Genomic DNA, 19055 nt, shown 5'->3' with positions numbered 1-19055 from the left:
CGGGTGACGATCCCGAGCCTTCGAGGAGACGCCGCCCCTCATGACTCGCCAGACGCCTCCGCCTGACATTCAGGGTCTTGCTGAGGGGCATATGCCCCGTGATGTTCATGTGACCGGAAATGAGATGCGCGAGCGGGCGCATCTTGAGAAGATGCATATCCGGCTTCTGGCGGTTGCGGCGGGGTTCGGCGTTCTGTTTGGCGCTGTGGCGGTCCGGCTGAGTTTTGCGACGATTTTTTCGCCGATGGCGCCGGAGCAGCGGCAGATTGCGCCTCAGGTTCCTGAAATCCCGAAGATCGATCCGAAGGGGTCGCTGGCGAGTGCGCTGAGTCTGCCGCAGGTTCACCGGGCGATGATTGTGGATCGCAATGGTCAGGCGCTGGCGGTGTCGCTGCCTGTGGCGCAGATTTACGCCAACCCGCGCGAGCTGATGGACCCTGAGGATGTTGCGAAGAAGCTGAAATCGGTTCTGCCGCAGCTTGATGAGGCGGAGACGGTGCGTCGTCTGTCGATGCAGAAGCAGTTTGTTTATCTGGCGCGCAACATCACGTTGCAGCAGGAACTGGCGATCAACAATTTCGGTATTCCGGGGATTTATTTCGAAGCGGGTGAGCGGCGTCATTATCCGCTTGGGATCGTGGCCTCACAGATCATGGGGGGCGTGGATATTGATGACCATGGCATTGCCGGTGTCGAGCGGTATTTCGACAAGCGTCTGAACAGTGAGCGGATTCCGCTGAAGCTGTCGCTTGATGTGCGGGTGCAGTCGGTTGTCCGCGAGGAGCTGGCGAAGGCGAAGGACGAGTTTCAGGCGATCGGGGCGTGCGCGATTGTGATGGACGTGCGGACGGGCGAGCTGGTGGCGATGGTCAGTCTGCCTGATTATGACGCCAACGATTTTGCTCATGCCTCGGCGGATGCGCGGTTCAACCGTGCGGTGACGGGCATGTACGAGCCGGGCTCGACGTTCAAGCTCCAGACGGCGGCGATGGCGTTGCAGCTTGGCGTGGCGCATCCGTGGGACCGGTTTTCCTCCATTCCGATCCATATCGGGCGGTTCACGATTGCGGATATGAAGTCCGACCATTTCACGCCCTGGCTGACGCTGACGGAGGTGATGGCGTATTCCTCCAACCCGGCGGCGGCGCATATGGCGCTGGATGTGGGTGCAGTGCGCCAGCGGGACTGGCTGCGGAACATGGGGTTCTTTGCGCCGGTTCCTGTTGAATTGCCGGAGGCGGGGCGTCCGATTGTGCCGGCGCAGCGCAACTGGGGCATTTCCACGGTGATGACGGTGGGGTTCGGGCATGGCGTGGCCGAGCCGCCGCTGGCGATTGTTCGCGGCACGGCGGCGACGGTGAATGGCGGCGTTCTGGTGAAGCCGACGCTGCTGGACCGGGACGATCCTTCGGATGAGGCGTCAACGGCGCGGGACGCGGCGCCGGCCTCTTTGGTGCGGGTTGCCGATGATGGCGGCACGGGTGACGGGACGGCGGAGGCGCCAAAGGTGGTGACACCTGAGGGGACGCAGGTTCTGTCGCCGGAGACCTCGGCGCTGCTGCGGCGCATTCTGCGGCTGGACGTGACGCTGGGCACGGGCAAGACGGCGGAATCTCCGGGTTATTTCGTGGGCGGCAAGACGGGCACGGCAGAGAAGATCGGGCCGCATGGCGGCTATTTGAAACATGTGAACATTGCGGCTTTCACCAGCATTTTTCCGATGAATGCGCCCCGTTATGCGGTTTATGTGATGCTGGACAGCCCGAAGGCGACGCCGGCGACGCATGGCTGGACGACGGCGGCGTGGAATGCGGCGCCGACGGTGTCGAAGATTATTACCCGTGTCGGGCCGATGTTGCAGATCTTCCCGGATACGGAGCATACGGCTCAGATCGACGCGCAGATGGAGATTCCGCTGCGGCCGGCGGTGCCGCGTGGCATGCGGGCGCTTGGGCCGGGGAATGATCCTGGTGATCCGCGCAGGCTCGTCGAGGAGGAAAAAGCGCAGAAAAAGCATGCGGCGGAGGCGGCCCGTGAGGGTGGACGCACGGCTGTGCTGCCTGCATCGGCGGAGCAGCCGCTGCGTCCTTCAAGCTCCGTTCGGCGAGGCTGAGTATGAAACTGTCTTCTCTTCTTTCGGCCGCTGGCCTTGCTCTGCCTGAGGGGGTGCGAAACGATCCTGAGATTATCGGGGTGACGGCTGACAGCCGGACTGCCGGGCCCGGGATGCTGTTCGTGGCGGTGCCGGGGGCGAAACAGGACGGGCGGGCTTTTATTCCGGCGGCTGTCGGGGCCGGGGTGGCGGCGGTTCTGGTGCCTGACGGGACTGCACCTGACAGGACGGGGCCGGATGACGGGACGCTGATGATTGAGTCGGCTGACCCGCGGCGGGCGCTGGCGCTGATGGCGGCGGTTCTGGCGGGACCGCAGCCGGAGCGGATCGTAGCGGTGACCGGCACGAACGGCAAGACGAGCACGGTGGATTTCCTGCGCCAGATCTGGTCGGGGATGGACCGGAAGGCGGCGAGTTTTGGCACACTGGGGCTGATTGCGCCGGTGGAGCTGCCGTTTGAGATTCCGGCGCTGACGACGCCTGATCCGGTGACGCTGGCGCGTGGGCTTGCGGCGCTGCGGAGCGTGGGCGTGACGGATGTGGCGCTTGAGGCGTCGTCGCACGGGCTGGATCAGCGGCGGCTGGACGGGGTACGGATCACGGCGGCGGGGTTCACCAATCTGACACGGGATCATCTCGATTATCACGGTGATATCGGGACGTATCGCGCGGCGAAGATGCGGCTGTTTGACACGCTGCTTCCTGAGGGGGGCGTTGCGGCGGCGAATGCGGATATGGATCGCGACACGCTGGAAATGTTGCAGGAGATCGCGCGGCGGCGGGGGCTGGAAGTGCGGCTGACTGGCGAGCAGGGTGATGCGATCCGGCTGGTGGCGCAGAAATTCATGCCGGAAGGTCAGCGGCTGATGCTGGAGGCCTGGGGGAAGTCGTTTGATGTGACGATCGCCCTGCCCGGCCGGTTTCAGGCGGATAATGTGATGCTGGCCGCGGCTCTGGTCACGGCGGAGTGCGACGGAATTGACGCGGTGATGGCGCAGTTGCCGCATCTGCGCGGAGTGCGCGGGCGGATGGAGCGGGCGGTGACGCTGTCGTCGGGGGCGACGGTGTATGTCGATTACGCGCATACGCCGGATGCGCTGGCGCGGGTTCTGGACAGTTTGCGGCCTCATGCGAAGGGGCGGCTGATTGTGGTGTTCGGGGCGGGTGGCGACAGGGATCGGGGCAAGCGGCCTCTGATGGCGCATGAAGCGGCCTTGCGGGCGGATGTTGTGATTGTGACTGACGACAACCCGCGAAATGAAGATGCGGCGGCCATCCGCAGGGATGTTCTGGACGGGGCGCCGGAGGCTCTGGAGATCGGGGACCGGCGGGCGGCGATTGCGGCCGGGCTGGAGATGCTGAAGGCGGGTGATGTTCTGCTGGTGGCTGGCAAGGGGCATGAGCAGGGGCAGACGATCGCGGGGGTTGTGCATCCGTTTGACGATGTCGGTGTGGTGCAGAGCCTGGCGGGAGCGGCATGAGCGTATTGTGGACAGGGCGGGAGCTGGCTGAGGCGACGGGCGGGCGGTTCGGGGCTTCGGGTGATGGCGCCGGGATTGTGGTGACGGGGGTGTCGATTGACACGCGGACGTTGCAGCCGGGCGATCTGTTCATCGCGCTGGCGGGCGAGAATTCGGACGGGCACGGGCATCTGGCGGTGGCGTTTGAAAAGGGTGCGGCGGCGGCGCTGGTGCATCGGGAGTCTGCGTTCGGTGATGATCCGCGCCTGCTTTCTGTGGCGGACACGATGCGCGGGCTGTGGGATCTGGGCCGGGTGGCGCGGGCGCGGTTTGACGGGCGGGTTGTCGCGGTGACGGGGAGCGTCGGCAAGACGACGACGAAAGAGATGCTGCGTGTGGCGCTCGGGGCGCTGGGTGAGACGCATGCGGCGGTGGCGTCTTACAACAATCACTGGGGCGTGCCTCTGACGCTGGCGCGGCTGCCGCGCGGGGCGGCGTTCTGTGTCAGTGAGATCGGAATGAACCATCCGGGCGAAATCGCGCCGCTGGCGGAGCTGGTGCGGCCGGATGTTGCGGTGATCACGACGATCGGGTCGGCGCATCTGGGTCATATGGGGTCGCTGGAAGCGATTGCGCGGGAGAAGGCATCGCTGATCGAGGCGCTGGCGCCGGGATCGGTGGCCGTTGTTCCGGATGATGCTGTCGGGCAGGAGGCTTTTTCGGATGCGGCGCGGCGGGCCAGTGTGACGCTGTGGCATTGTGGGCTGGCGGCGGGAAGCGAGGTTCGACTGAGCGGGCTGACGCTTTCCGGCGAGGGCAGCCGGTTTGTGGCGCATGTGGCGGGCCATGCCGTTCCGGTGACAATTCATGCGCCGGGAGAGCATCTGGCGCGGAATGCGCTGGCGGCGCTGGGGGTTGTCGGGGCGCCGGGGATTGCCGGAACGGTGGGGACAGGGTCTGGTGCGCGGACTTCGGAGTCGGGTCCGGCCGGCTCTGTCGGTTCTGATCTGGCGCGGGCGGCTGAGGCACTTTCGGGATTTGTTCCGGGGGCGGGCCGGGGTGCTGCGGTGCCGGTTCATGGTGGCCGGGTGATGTTGCTTGATGAGAGCTACAACGCCTCGGTGCTGTCGATCCGCGCGGCGCTGGGTGTTCTGACGCTGCTGCCGGCGCGGCGGCGGGTTGTTGTTCTGGGTGACATTCGTGAGCTGGGCGAGTTTGCCCGCGACGAGCATCTTTCTCTCGCGCGGCCTGTCTCTGAGGCTGCTGATCTCGTTTTCTGTTGCGGACCACATATGAAAGACCTGTTTGACGCCCTGCCCTCCTCCCGTCGCGGTGCGTGGACTGCTGACTCAGCGGTGCTGGCGCCACTTGTGAGCAGGAGCATTGAGGAAGGCGACGTTGTGCTCGTCAAAGGCAGTCTCGGGAGCCGCATGAAGGTGGTTGTCGATGCGCTGAAGGCGGGGCGCGTCTGATGCTTTATACGCTCGTTGCGCATCATGTTCATGGTCACATCAGTTTTTTCAATCTGTTTCGCTACATCACCTTTCGGGCGGGCGGGGCCTGTCTGACGGCGCTGGTGATTGCGCTGGTGCTGGGCAATCCGGTGATCCGGGAACTGAAGCGGATTCAGCGCGAGGGGCAGCCGATCCGCGCTCTCGGGCCGGAGCGGCATATTCTGGAGAAGGCCGGTACGCCGACGATGGGCGGCATTCTGATCCTAATTGCGCTGTTTACGTCCACGCTGCTCTGGGCGGATCTGCAGAACGGGTTTGTCTGGGCGGTTCTGTTTGTGACGGGTGCGTTTGGCGCGGTTGGATTTGCTGATGATTATCTGAAGCTGTCACGGCGGAACACGGATGGCGTGTCGAAGACGACGCGTTTGTCGGCGGAATTCGGGACGTCGCTGATTGCGGGCTGGTGGATGCAGCACATGATGCCGCCTGAGCTGGCCAATCATCTTGCGTTTCCGTTTGTGAAGGATCTGCTGATCCCGCTGGGGTTTGCGTTTCCGATCTTTGCGATGATCACGATTTCCGGGTTTGGCAACGCGGTGAATTTCACTGACGGGCTGGACGGGCTGGCGACGGTTCCGGTTGTGATCGCGGCGTTTGTGTTCGCGCTGATTTCCTATCTCGTCGGCAACCATGTTTTTGCGGATTATCTCCAGCTTCATGCGGTTCCGGGGACGGGCGAACTGGCGGTGTTCTGCGCGGCGCTGGTGGGCGCGGGGCTGGGATTCCTATGGTTCAACGCGCCTCCGGCGGCGGTGTTCATGGGCGATACGGGCTCGCTGTCTCTGGGTGGCGCGCTCGGGGCGGTGGCGGTGGCGGTCAAGCATGAGCTGGTGCTGTGCATTGTTGGCGGTCTGTTCGTGATTGAGACGCTGTCCGTGATCATTCAGGTATTCTGGTACAAGCGGACGAAGAAGCGGGTGTTTCTGATGGCGCCTCTGCACCATCACTTTGAGAAGAAGGGATGGCAGGAGCCGAAGATTGTCATCCGGTTCTGGATTGTCTCGGTGGTGCTCGGGCTGTTTGGCCTGGCGACGCTGAAGCTGCGGTGAAAGGGATGCGCTCATGCTGACATTCGCGCCTGATCTGTTTGCCGGACACCGCTTTGTGGTGCTCGGTCTGGGACGGAATGGCACCCCGGCGGCGCGGGCGCTGGCGGCGATGGGCGCGGATGTTCAGGCGTGGGATGATGGCGAGGCGGCGCGGGCGGCTCTGCTGACGGAGGCTGGCGAGGTTTCGGGGTCGCTGACGGTGGCGCCGGTGGAGAGCCTGGCGGGTGTGGATGCGCTGGTGATGTCGCCGGGGATTCCGCATGTGCTGCCAGTGGCGCATCCGGTAGCGGTGATGGCGCGTGAGGCGGGGGTTGCGATCCTGTCCGATGCGGATCTGCTGTTTCAGGCGGTTCGGAAAGCGGGCTCGAAGGCGCGGTTCGCGGGGATTACCGGCACGAACGGGAAGTCCACGACGACGGCGCTGCTGGCGCATCTGCTGCGGTGTGGCGGGGTTGAGGTATCGGAGGGCGGCAATCTGGGGCCGGCCTCGCTGTCGCTGCCGTTGCTGCCTGACGATGGTGTGTATGTGCTGGAGATGTCGTCCTACATGCTGGAGCGGCTTTCCGCGCTGCGGTTTGATGTGGCGTGTCTGCTGAATCTGACGCCGGATCATCTCGATCGTCATGGTGATATGGTGGGGTATGCGGCGGCGAAGACGCGGATTTTCGACCGGATGGGGGCGGATGATCTGGCGGTGATCGGGAACGGGGATTCCTGGTGCCGGGAGATCGCGGCGTCTGTTACGGCGCGGGGGGTGCCGGTTCAGACGGTTTCCGGCGTGGATGAGGCGGCGGATTTCCATCTCATGAGCGGTGCGGTTGTGGACCGGGAGGGGATTGTCGCGCGTCCGGGGGCGGCGTTGCCAGGGGCGCATAATGCCGAGAATGCCTGTGCGGCACTGGCGATGGCGCTGAAGCTTGGCGTGGCGCGGGGTGTGCTTGCGGACGGGATCGGGTCATTTGGCGGGCTGGCGCACCGGCAGAAGCTGGTGGCTGAGCTGGATGGCGTGGCGTTTGTCGATGACAGCAAGGCGACAAACGCGGATGCGACGTCCCGGGCGCTGGGCTGTTACGGGCGGATCGTGTGGATTGCGGGCGGGATCGCGAAGGCGGGCGGGATCGCTGATCTTGTGCCGTATTTCCTGCGGATTACGGAAGCGTTTCTGATCGGGCGGGATGCGCCCGAGCTGGCGGAGACGCTGGCGGCGCATGGGGTTCGGCACAGCATCGTCGGTGATCTGGAGCATGCGGTGCCTGAGGCGTATCGGGCAGCGCGGGCGCAGGGAGCGGAGGTGGTTCTGCTCTCGCCGGCCTGTGCGAGTTTCGATCAGTTTTCAGGATTTGAGGCACGGGGGCTGCGTTTTGCGGCGCTGACGGAAGAGCTGCTGCGGGACGCGGCACGGAACGGATCGGAGCGGGCGGGATAATGGCCAGACTTTCGCGCATCGACAATTCTTCGCTCGGGCGGTGGTGGCGCAGTGTTGACCATGTGACGCTGGCCTGTGTCGGAATTCTGATCGGGTTTGGCTACATTCTGATGCTGGCGGCCAGTCCGGCTGTGGCGGTGCGCATTGGTGCGTCACGCAACATGTTCATTTTCAAGCAGGTGGTATTTCTGTCGCTGGCCGGGGCGATTGTGATCGGCGTGTCGATGCTTTCGCGCAAGGGCGTTGTGCGGCTTGGGTTTATTGGCAGTGCGATTGCGATTGCGGCGACGGCGCTGACTCTGGTGCATGGGATTGAGATCAAGGGAGCACGGCGCTGGATCGCGCTGCCGATGATGTCTGTGCAACCCTCCGAGTTTCTCAAGCCGTGTTTTGCAGTACTGACGGCGTGGCTGCTCGCGCAGCGGCGGGTGATGCGGTATTTTCCGGGGATGCTGCTGGCGCTTGGCTGTTTCGCGGTCATTCTCGTTCTTCTGAAATCGCAGCCGGATATCGGGATGCTGACGGTTGTGACGACGGTGTTCATGTCGCAGCTTTTTGTGGACGGGCTGAATCTCATTCTGGTCGCGGGTGGCGTGGGGCTGATGGCGGCGGCGTTTGTCGCGGCGTATTTTCTGTTTCCGCATGTTCATTCGCGGGTTGAGCGGTTTCTGCATCCGAATGTGGGTGATCACTATCAGATCGACACGGCTCTGCGGGCTTTTGGCAATGGCGGTCTGATGGGGCGTGGGCCTGGCGAGGGGCGCGTGAAGGATCTGCTTCCTGACGCACATGCCGACTTTGTCTTCGCCGTTGCGGGCGAGGAATACGGGCTGCTGATCTGCATGTTCATTATTGCGGTGTTCGCGACGATTGTAGTGAGGACGCTGCTGCGGCTGGTGCGCGAGGACGATCCGTTTCTGGTGCTGGCGACGGCGGGTCTGGTGACGGGTTTCGGGTTGCAGGCGTTTGTGAACATGGCGTCCACGCTGCATCTGATCCCGACCAAGGGCATGACGCTGCCGTTTATTTCCTATGGCGGCTCTTCGGCGATGTCGGTGGCGCTGACGATTGGCATGGTGCTGGCGCTGACGCGGCAGCGTGTGGGGCAGAGCCGTGTGAGCAGGTCGCTTCCGGGTTCGGCGGGCACATGGAAGGCGGCGGCATGAGCGGTGTGGTGACGAAATCTGCTGGTCCGGTTGTGATCGCGGCGGGTGGCACGGGCGGACATTTCTTTCCGGCGGAGGCCCTGGCGGATGCGCTGGTGGCACGTGGGTATCGCGTGGCGCTGATGACGGATGCGCGGGCCGGGAAGCGGACGAGCGGCGTGTTTGCGACGGCGGATCAGTTTGTTCTGCCGGGGGCTGGCGTGGCCGGGCGAGGGCCGGTGCGGGCGCTGAAGGGTGGTCTGGCGTTGCTGAGCGGCGCACGGCAGGCGCGGGCGATCATGGCGAAGATCCGGCCATCGGCGGTGGTGGGGTTTGGCGGCTATCCGTCGGTTCCCCCTCTGCTTGGAGCACGGCTGCTGTCGCGTGCGGGACGGCCGGCGATTGTGCTGCATGAGGGGAATGCGGTTCTCGGCAAGGCGAATGCGTTTCTGGCGCGGTTCGCGGACGGGATTGCGACGTCTTTTGCGAAGGTGGCGGGTTTGCCGTCCGGGGCGCGGGTGCGACTGACGGGGATGCCGGTGCGTCCGGCGATCGCGGCGCTGGCGGGTGAAGGCTATGTCGCGCCGAAGGCGGACGGGAAGGATGGCACGCCGACGGATGGTATCCGGCTTCTGGTCTGGGGCGGGTCGCTTGGCGCGCGGGTGTTTTCGGATGTTGTGCCTGAAGCGCTGTCGCTGTTGCCGCTGACGATCCGCGAGCGGGTGAGTGTGACGCAGCAGGTTCGGGCTGAGGATCTGGAGCGGGTTCGCACGGCTTATGCGACGTATGGCATTGCGGCGCGGCTGGAACCGTTTTTCTCCAATGTGGCGTCGCTGATGCGGGAGGCTCATCTGGTGATCGGGCGGGCCGGCGGTTCTTCGGTGGCGGAGCTTGAGGTAGCGGGACGACCTTCGGTGCTTGTGCCGTTTCCCATGGCGGCGAGTGACGAGCAGACGGCGAATGCCCGGGCGCTGGAGGGTGTCGGGGCGGCATGGCTGATTCGTCAGGAGGCGTTTACGGCGGATGCGCTGTCGGCGCTGCTGGCGATGCTGTTCACGGATGTTGGGACGCTGGCGGCGGCGGCGGGCGCTGGCGCGGCGCTGGCGCGGCCGGATGCGGCGGAGCGACTGGCGGACCTTGTCGAAGCGTCTTTATCCCGCGGGAGCTTGCATTGAACGGCCCGGGGCGCGTATCGGGGCGCCGGAACAGACCGGAAAAAGGCCCTGAAACCGGACCTTCCGCCACATCATTTTCATCTTTTTCGTCCAGAAAGTTTTCATCTTTTTCGTCCAGAAAGACGGTTCTGACCCAGGAGGTCCACCCATGAGAGCCTTGCCGCTGACCATCGGCACCATTCATTTCGTCGGCATCGGCGGCATCGGCATGTCGGGTATTGCCGAGGTGCTGCATCTTCTCGGCTATAAAGTGCAGGGTTCGGATCTGTCCGAGAATGCGAATGTCCGGCGGCTGCGGGCCGCAGGGATTCATGTCTCGATCGGGCATGACCCGGAGAATCTGGGCACGGCGCAGGTTGTGGTGATTTCGACGGCGGTGAGCCGCGACAATCCGGAAGTGGTGGCAGCGCGAAGCCGGCTGATCCCGGTTGTACGGCGTGCGGAGATGCTGGCGGAGCTGATGCGTCTGCGCTGGTCGGTCGCGGTTGGCGGCACGCATGGCAAGACGACGACGACGAGCCTGATCGCGGCGGTTCTTGAAGCCGGAAAGCTTGATCCGACGGTGATCAACGGCGGGATCATCGAGGCGTATGGCACCAACACGCGCATGGGCAAGGGCGAGTGGATGGTGGTTGAGGCGGATGAGAGCGACGGATCGTTCCTGCGTCTGCCGTCGGTGATTTCGGTTGTGACTAACATGGACCCGGAGCATCTGGATCACTGGGGTTCGGGCGAGGCGATGGAGGCGGCTTATGACCAGTTCGTCTCCAACGTGCCGTTTTATGGGTTTGCGGTGCTGTGCATCGACCATCCGGCGGTGCAGCAGATGATTCCGCGTCTCTCGGACCATCGGATCGTGACCTATGGCTTCTCGCCGCAGGCGGATGTCCGGGCCGAGAAGGTGATCACGGACAAGCTGGGCGCGACGTTTGAGGTTCAGATCACGGACCGGACGCGGCGGCGGACGCGCAGGGCGGGACCGTTCCGGCTGCCGATGCTGGGCAACCACAATGTTCAGAACGCGCTGGCGGCGATTGCCGTTGCGACGGAAATGGACATTGACGACGCGACCATCCGTTCAGGGCTGGCGGCGTTCAAGGGCGTGAAGCGGCGCTTTACCCGGACGGGTGAAGCGGGTGGCGTGACGGTGATTGACGATTACGGTCATCATCCGGTGGAGATTGCGGCGGTGCTGAAGGCGGCGCGGCAGGCCGGGGCGCGCAAGGTGATCGCGGTGGTGCAGCCGCACCGGTATTCGCGGCTTCAGACGCTGTTCAGTGATTTCTGCACCTGCATGAATGACGCGGACTCGGTGATTGTGGCGGATGTGTATGCGGCGGGTGAGGCGCCGGTTGAGGGCGTGGACCGTGACTGGCTGGTTGAGGGGCTGCGCGAGCGCGGGCATCGGTCTGTAGTGCCGCTGACGGAGCCTGGTCATCTGGCGGAGATGATCAATGCGATGGCGAAACCGGGCGACTATGTGGTGTGTCTGGGCGCGGGCACGATCACCAACTGGGCGCAGACGCTGCCGGGTGAGCTGATGGCGTTGCAGTCTGGCCAGAAGGCTGGTTGCGCGGCATGAGTCCGGCATCCGTCCGGGTTGAGCGTTCTGAGTCCGGAGCTTTACCGGGGCGGGCGCTGGCGGCGATGGCGGGCGCTGTGCGTGGGCGGGTTTCGGTGGAACAGCCTCTTGGTCCGCGCAGCTGGTTTCGCGTGGGCGGGCCGGCGGAGTGTCTGTTTCAGCCGGCTGATGTGGATGATCTGACGGTGGCGATGGAGCGGTTTTCGCCGGAATTGCCGGTGATGGTGCTCGGGGCGTGCTCGAATGTGATTATCCGCGATGGCGGGATACCGGGACTGGTGATCCGGCTCGGCGGTCCGTTTGCGGGGATCGCGGTGGAGCCGGACGCGGTTGTTGCGGGCGGTGCGGCGCTGGATGCGACCGTGGCGGAAACGGCGGCGGCGGCGGGGCTTGGCGGGCTGGAGTTTCTGGCGGGCATTCCGGGGTCGATCGGCGGGGCTGTGCGGATGAATGCCGGGGCTTATGGCTCGGACATGGCGGCGGTTCTGGACTGGGCCGAGATCGTTTCACGCGACGGGACGCTGATGCGGCTTCCGGCCTCTGCGCTGCGGTTCGGGTATCGGCGTTCGGCCTTGCCGGACGGGGCGATTGTGGTGCGGGCGCGGTTGCGCGCGGAGCCGGCGGATGCGGCTGCGGTGAAGGAACGCATTGCGGGGGTTCGCGCGGCGCGGGAGGGTTCGCAGCCGGTCCGGGCACGAACGGGCGGATCGACATTTCGCAATCCTGATAAGGAAGTCTCTGAGATGAAAGCCTGGCAGCTTGTCGATGCGGCAGGGTGTCGCGGGCTGATGGTCGGCGGGGCGCAGGTGAGTGAGAAGCACTGCAACTTTCTGATCAACACGGGTGGCGCGACAGCGGCGGATCTTGAGACGCTGGGCGAGACGGTGCGGCGGCGGGTTCTGGAAACATCCGGTGTGACTCTGCACTGGGAAATCAAGCGGATCGGGCTGCCTGCTGCCGATGCGCGGGCGAATGGCATTGAGGAGCCGGTGGGATGAGCTTTTCGCGGCGTGTGACGGTTCTGATGGGTGGCGCTTCGGCGGAGCGTGAGGTCAGCCTTTCCTCCGGCGCCGGCGTGGTGGCGGCGTTGCAGGCGGCGGGGCACGAGGCGCAGGGGCTGGATGTGACGCGGGATCTGGGGGCACTGGTTGCCGGGCTGGCGGACCAGAAGCCGGATGTGGTGTTCAATGCGCTGCACGGGCGGTTTGGCGAAGATGGCGCGGTTCAGGGCGTGCTGGAATGGCTTGGCCTGCCTTACACGCATTCGGGCATCCGGGCTTCGGCGACGGCGATGGACAAAGCGGCGTCCCGCGCTGTGTTTCTGGCGGCGGGATTGCCTGTGGCTGAGGGCCGGACGATTGCGATCAGCGAGCTGGCTGCGGGAGATCCGTTGCCGGCGCCGTATGTCGTCAAGCCGCTGGATGAGGGATCGTCGGTTGGCGTGTCGATCGTGCGCGAGGGATCGAACCAGCGGGAGCGGATTGTCGGTTCGTGGCGGTTTGGGCCGGTGGCGCTTGTGGAGGAGTTCATTCCGGGGCGCGAGATTACGGTCGGCGTTCTGGATGGCGGTGCGGCGGGTCCGCATGCGCTGACGGTGACGGACATCACGCCGGATGCGGCGAGCGGTCATGATTTCTACGATTATGACGCGAAATATGGTGAGGGTGGCAGCCGTCATGCGCTGCCGGCGGAGATTCATCCGCAGGCCTTTGAGCAGGCCTGCGAGATTGCTGTCGCAGCGCATGCGGCGCTGGGATGTTCCGGGGCATCGCGGTCCGATTTCCGGTATGATGACACGGCGTGTGGTGACGGGCCGGGCCGGCTGATTTTGCTGGAGGTCAACACGCAGCCGGGAATGACGCCGACTTCGTTGCTTCCGGAGCAGGCGGCGTATTGCGGAGTTTCTTACGAAGAACTCTGTGACTGGCTGGTGCGGGATGCGCTGAACCGGGCGGAGCGTGCGCGCCGATGAGAATGCGCTGATGAGCAGGGGTCCCTCCCCTCGTGACGAGCCACCCGGAGGCAATCGCTTCCGGCAGACGAACCGGGCGGATCGGCCGTCCCGGTTCATGCTGTTTGTGCGCCGGCACAAACATATACTGCGGTTTTTCGGGGGAGTGGCTGTTCTTGTCGCGGGGGGCACGATTTTTCTGAGAATACATGGGGTGCAGACGGTTCTTGCGCCTTTGCGTTCGAAGATCGTGGCGGAAATTCCGCTCAGGGTGACGGCGATCCGGGTTGAGGGGCAGAACCTTACAAGTCCTGATTCGATCAGGGCGGCACTCGGAGTTTCTGTTGGCGACCCGATGCTGGAGTTTGATGTGGCGGCGGCGCGGAAGCGGCTGGATGATCTGCCGTTTGTGGATCACGCGAGCGTTGAGCGGCATCTTTCCGGTCTGATTGTCGTCAGGCTGGTGGAACGTCCGCCTTTTGCGGTCTGGCAGCATCACGGGCGTTTCGTTCTGATTGATCATGACGGCAATCCGGTTCCCGATAAGGGCATGACGGGCAAGGATGCGCGGGCGTTCATGCAACTACCTCTCGTGGTTGGCGAGGGCGCGGATCATGCTGCGGCTGATTTGCTTGATGCGGTCGCGAAGGTTCCGGATGTGAGTTCGCGGATGACGGCGGCGACGCTGGTTGGCGACCGGCGCTGGACGATCACGCTGAAGGACGGGACGATCGTTTACCTTCCTGAGGCGGAAGAGGTTCCGGCGCTGAACCGGCTTGCCTCTTTGCAGAAGCGGTTTGGGCTGCTTGACCGTCCGGTAGAGATCATTGACCTTCGTCTGCCGGATCGCATGACCATTCGGGAGCGTCCGGGAGCGTCCGATACGGATGCGACGAGCGATCAGAAGCAGGATGCGGGATCGGGTGCGGCCGGGGCAGTCACCGGAGCTCCGGCGGGCGGCGCCGCCGCGAAGAATGTCGGGGAAAATGCTGGTGCGCCGCACGCGGATGCGCCTGTTGCGCGGCCGGTCGGGCATGCCGGGTCACATAACAGTGATCAGGGCATGAGTGACGGGAATGCGTCCCCCGAGCGGTCGCGATCTGGTACACCTCAGGAGCAGGACGGGGGTGCGGAAATGAAAGAAGGAGTTATGCCGGCATGAAAGATCTGGTTGTCACGGGATCTCCTTCGTCACTTTCGACGACAACTGCTGCGGCGTCTGTCGGGGAGCGGCGCCTTCGCCTGATGGGGCGCAGTCAGAATGAGCCGCCGGAGAACAGCAGGCCGGAGCCGCGCGTGTGGCGGAACGGTGTTGTTGGCGTGCTGGACATCGGGTCCACGAAAATCACCTGTCTGATTGGCAAGGGCGAGCCGAACGGGATGCTGCGGGTGCTCGGGCACGGGTGGCTGCGGTCGAGCGGCGTGAAGAGCGGGGCCGTTGTTGATCTGAAGGCGGCGGAAGCGATTATTCGTCATGTGGTGGGCAATGCCGAGCGCGAGGCGGAACGGTCCCTGGACAAGGTGATTGTCAATCTTTCCTGCGGGCAGCCGGAGAGTCGGCTGTTTAATGTTCACTGGCCAATTGGCGGGCGTGAGATCACGGACGCGGATATTCGCCGGATTGTCACGGAAGGGCGGATGAAGGCGCAGTCTGAGGGCCGCGCGGTGATTCATACGCTTCCGCTTGATTTCGCCGTGGATGAAACGGATGGCGTGACGGACCCGCGCGGGCATCTTTGCGATCAGTTGCGGGCGCGACTGCATGTGATTGATGCTTCGGCGACGGCATTGCGGACTCTGGACTCCCTGCTGGGTCGGGCGGAGCTGAAACTTGATGCGCTGGTCTCGGCTCCCCTCGCCTCCGGTCTGGCGGTGACGGATGCGGATCAGCGTCTTGTGGGCACGACGGTTGTGGATATGGGTGGCGGCACGACGTCACTGGCTGTGTTTGCTGACGGGCAGTTGCTGCATACGGCGCAGATCAACATTGGTGGCGAGCATGTTACGCGGGATATTGCGCGTGGTCTGGGGACATCTACGGATAATGCCGAACGCCTGAAGACGATGCATGGTCATGCGGATCTTTCGGGAGAAACGGATGACGGTGTGACGATCCGGATTGAGCGGGCTGGCGGTGACACGCCGAGTTTCGAGGCGATTCCGCGTGCGATGCTGGGGGATATTATCCGGCCGCGCATTGAGGAAACGTTTGAGCTGGTCAGGGATCGTCTTGACAGTGCCGGGCTGGGCCGGCTGGCGGGGGGGCGCGTGATTCTCACGGGGGGTGCTTCGATGCTGGACGGTGTCGGGTCGGTTGCCGCGCGGGTGCTGAATCGTCCGGTGCGGCTGGGGCGTCCGAACGGTGTGATCGGGCTTCCTGAGAAGTGCGCGGCAGCAGGTTTTGCGACGACGGTGGGTCTTCTGACCTGGGCGGCGTCGGCGGAGCGTCCGTTTGGTGACATTGAGTTCGCGGAGGAACGTCCGGCTGGCGTTTTAAATAAATTAGTCTCTTTCATTCGTGCTCGTGTCTAATATGATAAGAAAATCTTGATAATTTTGATTCACGGAGTGTTTCCGTGAGGACCGCCATCCTCAGTAATCGTCCAAGGAAGTTTACATGACCCTCAACCTGACTGTTCCGCCACAGACTCATGCGGATTTCACCCCGAAGATCACGGTGATCGGGGTTGGAGGCGGCGGCACGAATGCCGTGGACAACATGATTCAGGCGGACCTGAAGGGCGTGGAGTTTGTTGTTGCCAACACGGATGCGCAGCAGTTGATGCACAGCAAGGCTGACCGGCGCATTCAGCTTGGTCCGCATCTGACGCAGGGCCTTGGCGCGGGCGCCAAGCCGGAAATCGGGCGGGCGGCGGCCGAAGAGGCGGGTGACGAGCTGGCGCGTCATCTGGACGGCGCGCACATGGTGTTCGTGACGGCGGGTATGGGCGGCGGCACCGGCACGGGCGCGGCGCCGATTGTGGCGCGTATGGCACGTGAGCGGGGCATTCTGACGGTTGGCGTGGTGACGAAGCCGTTCAGCTTTGAGGGGCCTCGCCGGGCCCGGGCGGCTGAAGAGGGCATTGCCGAGCTTCAGCAATATGTCGATACGCTGATTGTCATTCCCAATCAGAACCTTTTCCGCATGGCCAATGAGCGCACGACCTATAAGGACGCGTTCCGCATGGCGGATAACGTCCTTTACATGGGCGTGCGTGGCGTGACCGATCTGATGATGGCGCCGGGTCTGGTCAATCTCGATTTTGCGGACATCCGGACGGTCATGGCCGAGATGGGCAAGGCGATGATGGGCACGGGCGAGGCCGAGGGAGAGGACCGCGCGCGGCTGGCGGCTGAGGCGGCGATTTCCAATCCGCTGCTGGAAGACACCTCGATGGGCGGGGCTCGTGGTCTGTTGATTAACATCACGGGCGGCGACGATATGACGCTGTTCGAGGTCGATCAGGCGGCGAACCGTATTCGTGAAGAGGTTGCCGAGGACGCGAACATCATCTTCGGTTCGGCGGTTGATCCTGATCTGAACGGCAAGATCCGCGTATCTGTTGTGGCGACGGGAATTGATATTCCGTCGGCGCGTCCGCATCTCGCGGTTGATAATGTCGAGCCGATGCAGGCCACCGGCACGGATGGCGGCTATGCGATGCAGCCCGGAGCTGATCAGAACGCTGATGCCCGGCAGGGTGGGCATCAGCAGAGCGGGCCTGTGTTTGGTGGCCAGGCTGGTGGTGCTCAGCAGCCGGGCCGGGCAGAAACAGCGACCGGGTTTGGCGGAGCGCAGCAGCCCGTTCGTCAATCGCCGAACTTCAGCATGGAGCAGCAGGGGCATGCCGCGGCTCAGGGTGGCCAGGCACGCAATGCATCTCCGCGCACGGGTCTGTTCACAGACACATCGCGGGCGCCGGTGCATCGGGCGCCGGAGCCTGCGCCGCAGCAGCCGCGCAGCCTGTTCGGTATGATGACCGGCGTTCTTCGCAGGCCTTCGGAGCCGCGCCAGGAGCAGCAGCCTGCCCGGCCGAACACGCCCCCCCAGAACACGGCGCCTCAGGTGAGTCCTGCGCCGCGCCCGCAGGCCGCGCCGACGGTGCGTCCGGCTCAGGCTGACGATGGCGGGCTCGACATTCCGGCGTTCATGCGCCGGCCTTCCTGATAATCCGGAGCCGATTCGGACCGGGAAGAAGATGTGGCATCAGTTTTATGGAAGCCGGAACGATTATCGTTCCGGCTTTCTGTTGTCCGGTTATTCATACTGTATCCAAACGTTTCCGATACTTTTGTATGTTTAAGTGTTGCACGCTGAACCTGCCGCAGATAACCGCGTTAATACGTCGGATTTTCGTAACAAACTGTGCTGTCGCCACCGAAACAAGACGCAATAAACATTGACTGGAACCGAAAGGGCTCGCTGGTATTCTGAATACAGCGCCAGTGAATAGTATCCATGAATGTCGTCTGAACCCGACAAGGTTTTAAGAGAAAGAAAAATGGAAAGCCTCAGTCTTGATCCGGTGATGACTGCAGATACTCCTGAAGAAGGGTTTCTGTCGGCAGGCAACTCTTTCAGAAACTTTGCCACAAGCACGTTTTCTTCCCGGGTCACTGAGCCGGTTATGGCGGACCAGAGAACTCTTCGTTCTTCTATTTCGTGCGTCGGGATCGGGCTGCATACGGGTGCGCGGATCAGCCTGCGCATGGAGCCGGCTCCCGCAGGCACGGGGATTGTTTTCCAGCGCACTGATATCGCCGCAAAGCCGTTGCGGGCGCGCTATGACAACGTTGTGGAAACACGGCTGAGCACGGTGATTGGCGAATCGGCAGAAAGCCTCAATCGGGTTGCCACCATTGAGCACATGATGGCGGCGCTGCACGGACGGGGCATTGATAACGTGCTGATCCTGGTGGATGGGCCGGAACTTCCCGTTCTTGACGGATCTTCCGCTGATTTCCTGTTTCTCCTGGACTGCGCCGGCACCAGTGAGCTGGACCAGCCACGCCGGGAGATTGAAATTCTGAAGCCGGTGCGTGTTGCGAAAGGTGATGCGTTCGCCATGCTGCGGCCCCGTGCCGGGTCCGGGCTTGGGCTGGAAATGACGATTGATTTTCCGGCTGAGGCGATTGGGCGTCAGACACTGGCGGTGGATCTTAATGAGGCCGTGTTCCGGCATGATCTGTCATTTTCGCGCACCTTTACCGACCGGCGGGAAATTGACGCACTGCATCGTGCCGGACTTGCGCTCGGCGGCTCACTCGACAACGCGATCGTTGTGGATGGGGTGAACGTTCTGAATCCGACGGGCCTGCGGGTGCAGGACGAGTTTGTGCGCCATAAACTGCTGGATGCGGTCGGTGATCTTTATCTTGCCGGAGCGCCGTTGCGGGGTGAGTTTACGGGGCACAAATCCGGTCATCAGCTGAACAATCAGCTTTTGCGGGCGCTGTTTTCTGACAAGTCTGCCTGGCGCTGGGTTGAGCGGCGCGGTTCAGGGACGCCGCAGTCACGTCGTGCGGCCTGATAAGAGGGGCTGACCTCTGAGGCTGGCAGAGTTCTGCCTGGATCCGGAAGGCTCTGTTGTCGTGACGTGTTGATCTGTATTTTTTCAAAGGGCTGGCGGAATCCGGGCT

General features: G+C 63.7%; 14 protein-coding genes. All 14 read left to right on the top strand.

Annotation, left to right across the window (positions count from 1 at the left end; genetic code table 11):
* The first annotated feature begins 91 nt into the window (after positions 1–91).
* On the top strand, positions 92–2113 hold the full coding sequence (locus tag GOB85_RS06375; RefSeq protein ID WP_242011327.1) for a peptidoglycan D,D-transpeptidase FtsI family protein: 2022 nt from the start codon (positions 92–94) through the stop codon (positions 2111–2113).
* A 2-nt stretch (positions 2114–2115) separates the two neighbouring features.
* Positions 2116–3594, top strand: coding sequence for a UDP-N-acetylmuramoyl-L-alanyl-D-glutamate--2,6-diaminopimelate ligase (locus GOB85_RS06370; RefSeq protein WP_173576721.1), 1479 nt, complete (start codon positions 2116–2118; stop codon positions 3592–3594).
* Positions 3591–5045 (top strand): UDP-N-acetylmuramoyl-tripeptide--D-alanyl-D-alanine ligase, encoded by a 1455-nt coding sequence (locus GOB85_RS06365; protein WP_173576722.1) that lies wholly within the window; start codon positions 3591–3593, stop codon positions 5043–5045. The genes GOB85_RS06370 and GOB85_RS06365 overlap by 4 nt, the downstream gene beginning before the upstream one ends.
* Positions 5045–6136: a phospho-N-acetylmuramoyl-pentapeptide-transferase gene (gene mraY, locus GOB85_RS06360; RefSeq protein ID WP_173576723.1), complete on the top strand. Its 1092-nt coding sequence runs from the start codon at positions 5045–5047 to the stop codon at positions 6134–6136. Before GOB85_RS06365 ends, mraY begins: the two co-directional genes overlap by 1 nt.
* A 13-nt stretch (positions 6137–6149) precedes the next feature.
* Entirely contained in the window at positions 6150–7562 is a 1413-nt protein-coding gene (gene murD / locus GOB85_RS06355; protein ID WP_173576724.1) for a UDP-N-acetylmuramoyl-L-alanine--D-glutamate ligase, read from the top strand.
* Positions 7562–8728, top strand: a complete 1167-nt coding sequence (locus GOB85_RS06350; RefSeq protein ID WP_173576725.1) for an FtsW/RodA/SpoVE family cell cycle protein — start codon at positions 7562–7564, stop codon at positions 8726–8728. Before murD ends, GOB85_RS06350 begins: the two co-directional genes overlap by 1 nt.
* Positions 8725–9882, top strand: coding sequence for an undecaprenyldiphospho-muramoylpentapeptide beta-N-acetylglucosaminyltransferase (gene murG, locus GOB85_RS06345; protein WP_173576726.1), 1158 nt, complete (start codon positions 8725–8727; stop codon positions 9880–9882). The genes GOB85_RS06350 and murG overlap by 4 nt, the downstream gene beginning before the upstream one ends.
* Before the next feature lie 148 nt (positions 9883–10030).
* The gene (gene murC / locus GOB85_RS06340; protein WP_173576727.1) at positions 10031–11464 is read left to right on the top strand and encodes a UDP-N-acetylmuramate--L-alanine ligase; all 1434 of its coding nucleotides are present in this window, start codon (positions 10031–10033) and stop codon (positions 11462–11464) included.
* A gap of 65 nt (positions 11465–11529) precedes the next feature.
* A complete protein-coding gene (gene murB, locus GOB85_RS06335) occupies positions 11530–12462 on the top strand; it encodes a UDP-N-acetylmuramate dehydrogenase (protein ID WP_173576774.1) in 933 nt (310 codons plus the stop codon).
* Positions 12459–13436: a D-alanine--D-alanine ligase gene (locus GOB85_RS06330; protein WP_173576728.1), complete on the top strand. Its 978-nt coding sequence runs from the start codon at positions 12459–12461 to the stop codon at positions 13434–13436. Before murB ends, GOB85_RS06330 begins: the two co-directional genes overlap by 4 nt.
* Positions 13437–13446: 10 nt before the next feature.
* Positions 13447–14577: a cell division protein FtsQ/DivIB gene (locus GOB85_RS06325; RefSeq protein ID WP_173576729.1), complete on the top strand. Its 1131-nt coding sequence runs from the start codon at positions 13447–13449 to the stop codon at positions 14575–14577.
* Positions 14574–15947: a cell division protein FtsA gene (gene ftsA, locus GOB85_RS06320; RefSeq protein WP_173576730.1), complete on the top strand. Its 1374-nt coding sequence runs from the start codon at positions 14574–14576 to the stop codon at positions 15945–15947. Before GOB85_RS06325 ends, ftsA begins: the two co-directional genes overlap by 4 nt.
* 85 nt (positions 15948–16032) lie before the next feature.
* Positions 16033–17583, top strand: coding sequence for a cell division protein FtsZ (gene ftsZ / locus GOB85_RS06315; RefSeq protein WP_173576731.1), 1551 nt, complete (start codon positions 16033–16035; stop codon positions 17581–17583).
* Between the two features lie 334 nt (positions 17584–17917).
* Positions 17918–18946, top strand: coding sequence for a UDP-3-O-acyl-N-acetylglucosamine deacetylase (lpxC, locus tag GOB85_RS06310; protein ID WP_173576732.1), 1029 nt, complete (start codon positions 17918–17920; stop codon positions 18944–18946).
* Positions 18947–19055: the final 109 nt, after the last annotated feature.

The sequence above is a fragment of the Acetobacter fallax genome (assembly GCF_011516735.1).
Classification (GTDB): domain Bacteria; phylum Pseudomonadota; class Alphaproteobacteria; order Acetobacterales; family Acetobacteraceae; genus Acetobacter; species Acetobacter fallax.
The sequence above is the reverse complement of the archived record's forward strand: the minus strand, read 5'-3'. Positions and strand labels throughout refer to the sequence as shown.